Here is a 6,000-nt window from a genome sequence, read left to right on the forward strand (position 1 = left end):
CCCGCGCGGACCGGACCCGCGGCGGCCCCTCCGGTGCGGGGGCCGCCGCGGGCGGGGACGGCGGCGGCCGGTCGGACCGCGGGCGGCGACTCCGCTCCGTGACGGACGTCACTCCGAGTCGTTACCTCGTCGTCACGGAGTGACGAACGGGCGCAACGTCCGCCGGGCACCTTCGGGTCCATGGACGTCTCCGATGGTGACCACGGGAACAACGACCACCGCCACGGCTTCCTCGGCCGCGAGGCACTCGACCTGGGCGCACTGCTCCTCGCGGCGGGGGCGTCGCACGTCGTGGTGCTCTCCCTCGGACACAGCGACGGAGGTGTCCGCACGCTGATCGGCGTGGGGGTGCTCCTCCTCGCGGTCTCCGCGCTGCACCGCTGGCACCGGCACCGAGCCGCGCACGCGCCCCGGCGCCGCGGACCGCGCGCGGACGCGGCCGGGAGCGGGGCGGGGGACGCGGCGGGGACCGCGCCGTACGCCGCGCACGACCCGGCCGACGACCGGTTGTGGGGGGTGAGGGTGACCGTCGCCGACGTGCCCGGCGGCCTGGCGGCGCTCACCGCCCGGTTCGCGGCCCTGGGGGTCGACATCCGGCTGATGCAGGTGCACCCCGCCGGGACCGACGCCGTGGACGAGTTCTTCGTCAGCGCCCCCGCGCACGTGGGGGAGGAGGCGCTGCACACCGCCGTGCGCGAGGCGGGCGGCCGGGACGCGCTCGTACGGCCCGCCGACGTCCACGAACTCAGCGACACCACCAGCCGCACCCTCGCCCTGGTCAGCGCGCTGATCGCCGGGGCGGCCACCCTGGAGCGCTCCCTGCTCGCGCTCACGGCGGCCCACGAGGTGGAGCACGCCGACAGCCCTCCCGCCGGGCTCGGGAGGGAGGACCTCTCGGGCGCCTCCATGACCCTGCCCGCACCGGACGGGGGCGTGCTCACCGTCCGCCGGAACGGGGTGCCGTTCACCGCCGTGGAGTTCGCCCGGTGCCGCGCTCTGGTCCAGGTGGCCTCCTCCCTGCACGCCCGGACGCGCCGGGGCTGAGCCCGCACGGGTCGTGGCGGGGGTGCGGGGGACCGTGCCGCGGCCCGGGAGGCGGGGCCGTGGCCGGCGTCCCCGGGGCCGGGACGGGGGCCGGAAAAAGGGAGCACGCGCGTGACGTGCCACGACGCGCGGGAGCCGTCCACAGGTACGTGGAATCGGGGAGAGCCGGCGTTTTCGTGGGTACAGGTGACGTATGGCAACTCCCCCCTCACTCCTCACGCTTCCCCCGCCCGCCCGGACACGGTCCGTCCGCTCGATGGTCGCGGTCCTGGCCGCGGCGTGCGCCCTCCTCCTGGGCGCCGCCGTGCTCGCGCCCCCGGCGTCCGCCTCCGCCGCCCCCGGCCCCGCCGCCTCCGGACCGGAGCTGCGCCAGGGCAGCACGGGACCGGAGGTGACCGCCCTCCAGGAGCGGCTCACCGAGCTGGGCTACTGGATCGACGGCGTGGACGGCCAGTTCGGCTTCCACACGGACCAGGCGGTCGTGGCCCTCCAGAAGGCCGCCGGCCTCGATCGCGACGGCGTGGTCGGCCCCGCCACCCGCGCAGCGCTCGACGAGGGCGTGCTCCCCTCCGCCACGACCACCTCCGGCGACCTGCTGGAGATCGACCTGGAGAGGCAGCTGCTCCTGGTGGTCTCCGACGGCGAGGTCGAGCGCGTCGTCAACACCTCCACCGGCTCCGGCCAGCCCTACGAGGGCTCGGACGGCAGCGAGCGGATCGCCACCACCCCCACCGGCACCTACACCGTCTTCCGTGACGTGGATGCCTGGGACCCCGGCCCCTACGGCGCCCTCTACCGACCCAAGTACTTCAACGGCGGCATCGCCGTCCACGGATACCCGAGCGTTCCCGCGCAGCCCGCCTCCAAGGGGTGCGCGCGGGTGAGCCTGGCCGCGATGGACTGGCTCTGGGAGAGCGGGAACATCGACGTGCACACCTCCGTCCTCGTCCGCTGACCCCTTCCGGAGCCGGGGTGCTCCGCCCCGGCGCCGGGCGCCGGGGCGGGCGCCGGGGCCCCCGCGGCGTCCGGCAGGGGTGCTCCGGCCGACGCGCCCTGTGCGCGTTCCGGGCGGCGGTCCGGCGTGAACGCCGCCCGGGCGGGAAGATGACGGGCAGCCGTGCGCAGGCGCCGCCCGGCGGAGAGGAACTGCCCCGGTGCCCTTCCTGATCACCACGGAGCCGGGAGACCCCGGCCGGCCGAACGAGGACTTCGCCGCCGCCACCGCGACCAGTGCCGTGCTGTTGGACGGGGCCACCGCCCCGGACGGCCTGGACGACGGCTGCTCCCACGGCGTCGCCTGGTACACGCGGCGGCTCGGCGCGCTCCTGCTGGCCGGAGCGGACGCGGGGGCGCCCCTCCGCGACTCCCTGGCCGAGGCCATCGCCACGGCCTCGGCGCTGCACGCGGACACCTGCGACCTCGACAACCGGCAGACGCCGTCGGCGACGGTGGTGGCGGTGCGGGTGGGCGGCGGGCGGCTGGAGTACCTGGTGCTGTCCGACTCCGTCCTGCTGGTGGAGGACGGAGCGGGCGGAGCGGTCGTGGTCGCCGACACCCGGCTCGACGACCTGAGGGCCGAGCCGGACCGCCGGGGCGCGATCCGGGACCTGCGCAACGTGCCCGGCGGCTTCTGGACGGCGGGGGCGGACACGCGTGCCGCCGAGGAGGCGATCACCGGAACCCTGCCCGCACGCTCCTTCGCGGCGATGACCGACGGGGCGGGCCGGGTGGCCGAGACGTTCGGCGACCTGAATTGGGGACAGATTCTCGCCCTGGTATCGGACAAGGGACCCCGTTCCCTGGTGGACCGGGTCCGCGTACTGGAAAGAGCCGATCCGGAGCGGTCGGAGTTCCCGCGGGGCAAGGCGAGCGACGACGCCACCGTCCTGGCGTGGGCTCCGGAGGGCTAGTTTCGGTCCCGCTAAAACTGGTGATTCGGTTAACCTGCTTTTCGGGGAAGCAAGATCATTTCCATGCTTTCCCAGGTCGCGCCGCTCCCACCATTTCCCATCATTGCGGACGTTTCCCTCGGGGCGTCAGATGACATTTGCTGTGTTGCGCACAAAAATTCCACAGTGGGGCGCGACGGGGCGTCCACGTCACAGGCCAGGGAGACCCACGCCTCTCCGGAACCCGGGCACCAGGCGCTTTCGCGTGTCGTGTTCATCCGGTAGATTTCCTGGTAACCGAACCGTCGGAGTTCCCTCCACAACATCCCGAGACCGGCCTTCGGTGTTCTCTCAGCCCCCTTGTTCGCGTTTGCGCCACTCGGGCGTACCACGCACGGAAGAACTACATGACGTCGATTTCGACCGGTGAAAAGGAGACGATGTGAGTCCCACAAACATCCTTGAGCCCACCGGTCCCAACATCGCCCTCGGCCGCACCACATGGCTGGACAGCGTCCTGTCCACCCCCAGCGCAACCGTCGAGCGCCGCCTCCCCGTGCAGGCGCTGGTCGGCTACGAACAGCGCCCCAACCCCCTGGACGCCGAGAACCCCGCCGAGTTCCTGCTGACCATGCGCCGCTACCTCGTCTGGGCGGGCGACTGGTCCTACCTCGAACTCGAGTACCTGTGCGGGGGAGCGGTCAAGAGCTCCACCTTCCAGCAGGCCCTCGAAGGCACCGAGCTGCCCAGATACGTGTTCCTCATGGCCTTCGTCACCGCCTGCGCGGGTACCGACGACGGTGAGCGCCGGCGCTGGGTCACCGCCTGGCAGCGGCTCCGCTCCGCCGGGTACTGATCCCCCGGGGGCCCGTCCCCCTCCGGAGACGGCCGCCCCGTCTGCTGTGCGCGCGTGTCCGAAACACCCACGCCGCTCGCGGCGGCCCGCCGGTCCGGCGAGTTCCACCCCTGCCGGCGCACCGCCCCGGACGCCGCCGGCGCCCACCGTGCGGAGGGGCTCCGGCACGCCTGGACCGCTCTCCCGCCGGGTTCCGGCAAGTCCCTCGCCGAGCTCGAAGCGGCCCGACGTCTCGGCCGCCGCACCGTCGTCCTCGTGTCCGACGCCGCCGCTCGGGACCGGCGGCGGAACCGCGGCCCGGCCCCGGCGAGGACCTCGGAGGAGTTCTCCGAACAGGGCCACAGCGGCACCCCGCACAGGGATACTGGTCCCCCGAGCGCGCGGTCCCTTCACCCTCGCGCCACCACCCGTTCGGCTGTCCCTCGTTCCGAGCTGGTTGGCTGCGGCGCGGGCGTGTCCGCGCCCCCTTCCCCCTCACCCCCAGGAACGACCCATGAGCAAGACCATGGCGGCCACAGCGGCTCTCACCGTCGCCCTCACCGGGACGGCCGCCCCCGTACACGCCGACGAACGGCACTCCGCCGGAACGGGTCCCGGGGGCGTCGCACTGTCCGCGGTCGGTACCTACCGCACGGGCTCCTTCGACGCGGCGGCCGCGGAGATCGTCGCCCACGACCCGCGCTCCCAGCGGTTGTTCGTGGTCAACGCCGCGGCCGCCACGGTCGAGGTCCTCGACATCTCGGACCCGTCCGCACCCGCCAAGCTCCTCGACCTGAGAGTCGCCGGGGTGGCGGCCGCGGACGGGTCGGTGGTCGGGGAGGGTGCGGTCGCCAACTCCGTGGCGGTCCACGACGGCGTCGTGGCCGTGGCCGTCGAGGCCGCGGACCGCACCGACGACGGCTGGGTGGTCTTCTTCGACACCGGGGGCGGGGCGCTGAACGCGGTCCGGGTCGGCGCCCTGCCGGACATGGCGACCTTCACCCCCGACGGCCGACACCTCCTGGTCGCCAACGAGGGCGAGCCCGACGACGCCCACACCGTCGACCCGGAGGGCTCCGTCAGCGTGATCAGGGTGAACCGCAGGCCGGCCGCCCTCACCCAGGACGACGTGCGCACGGCCGACTTCCGCGCCTGGGACGGGGACAGGGAGCTCCACCCCGACGTGCGGGTGTTCGGGCCGGACCTGTCCACCGGCGAGCCGGGAACCCCCGGCCGGGTGGCGCGCAACCTCGAACCCGAGTACATCGTCGCGGACACCGCCTACAGCGCGCACGTGGTCCTCCAGGAGGCCAACGCGTTCGCCGTCCTGGACCTGCGCACCGCGGAGTTCACCGACATCGTGCCCTTCGGGGTCAAGGACCACCTGGAGCCCGGCAACGGACTGGACGCGTCCGACCGCGACGGGGCGGTCCGGATCGAGAACTGGCCGGTGTACGGCATGTACCAGCCCGACGGCTTCGACAGCTACCGGTGGCAGGGCCGGACCCTGCTGGTCACCGCCAACGAGGGGGACTCCCGGGACCGGGACGGCTACTCGGAGGAGGCCAGGCTGGCCGACCTGGTCGAGGAGACCCCGCTGTGCGAGGACTCCCCGCGCCTGCGCGACTTCGTCGACGGCAACGACCTGGGCGTCACTTCGCCGGAGGGGCTGGCCGACGACGCCGCCCTCGGGCGGCTGACGGTCACCGCGGCCGACGGCCTGCGCGAGGACGGCTCCTGCTACGAGGACGTGTACGCGTTCGGCGGCCGGTCCTTCTCGATCTGGACGGCGGACGGGGAGCAGCTCTTCGACTCCGGTGCCGACTTCGAGCGGATCACCGCGGAGGCCGAGCCGGACTTCTTCAACTCCAACCACACGGAGAACAGCTTCGAGAGCCGCAGCGACGACAAGGGCCCCGAGCCGGAGGGCGTCGTGCTGGGCGAGGTGTCCGGCCGCACGTACGCGTTCATCGGCCTGGAACGCGTGGGCGGGGTCATGGTGTACGACGTCACCGACCCGAACGCCGCCTTCCACGTGCAGTACCTCAACAACCGGGACTTCTCCGCCGAGCCCGGGACCCGGGAAGCCGGAGACCTCGGCGCCGAGGGCCTGGCGTTCATCGCGGGCGACGACTCGCCCGTCCCGGGGGTGCCCCTCCTGGCCGTGGCCAACGAGGTGTCCGGGTCGACCACGCTCTACCGGGTGGACCCGGCCTGACGCCGGGCCCGGAC

5 protein-coding genes are annotated in these 6,000 nt (G+C 73.7%); all 5 read left to right on the plus strand.

The window, feature by feature from the left end:
- Window positions 1-180: 180 nt before the first annotated feature.
- The 5 genes from ACWGL3_RS30490 (at window position 181) to ACWGL3_RS30510 (ending at window position 5,986) form a co-directional block, all read left to right on the plus strand.
- Window positions 181-1,044, plus strand: a complete 864-nt coding sequence (locus ACWGL3_RS30490; protein ID WP_267947264.1) for an ACT domain-containing protein — start codon at window positions 181-183, stop codon at window positions 1,042-1,044.
- Between the two features lie 193 nt (window positions 1,045-1,237).
- On the plus strand, window positions 1,238-1,999 hold the full coding sequence (locus ACWGL3_RS30495; protein ID WP_267947263.1) for a L,D-transpeptidase family protein: 762 nt from the start codon (window positions 1,238-1,240) through the stop codon (window positions 1,997-1,999).
- A gap of 199 nt (window positions 2,000-2,198) precedes the next feature.
- Window positions 2,199-2,954 carry a protein phosphatase 2C domain-containing protein gene (locus ACWGL3_RS30500; protein ID WP_267947262.1) on the plus strand — a complete coding sequence of 252 codons (756 nt, stop codon included), beginning with the start codon at window positions 2,199-2,201 and terminating at the stop codon, window positions 2,952-2,954.
- Between the two features lie 421 nt (window positions 2,955-3,375).
- On the plus strand, window positions 3,376-3,789 hold the full coding sequence (locus ACWGL3_RS30505) for a hypothetical protein (RefSeq protein ID WP_267947261.1): 414 nt from the start codon (window positions 3,376-3,378) through the stop codon (window positions 3,787-3,789).
- Window positions 3,790-4,282: 493 nt separating this feature from the next.
- A complete protein-coding gene (locus ACWGL3_RS30510) occupies window positions 4,283-5,986 on the plus strand; it encodes a choice-of-anchor I family protein (protein WP_267947260.1) in 1,704 nt (567 codons plus the stop codon).
- Window positions 5,987-6,000 lie beyond the last annotated feature (14 nt).

The sequence above is a fragment of the Nocardiopsis sp. NPDC055824 genome (genome assembly GCF_053616335.1).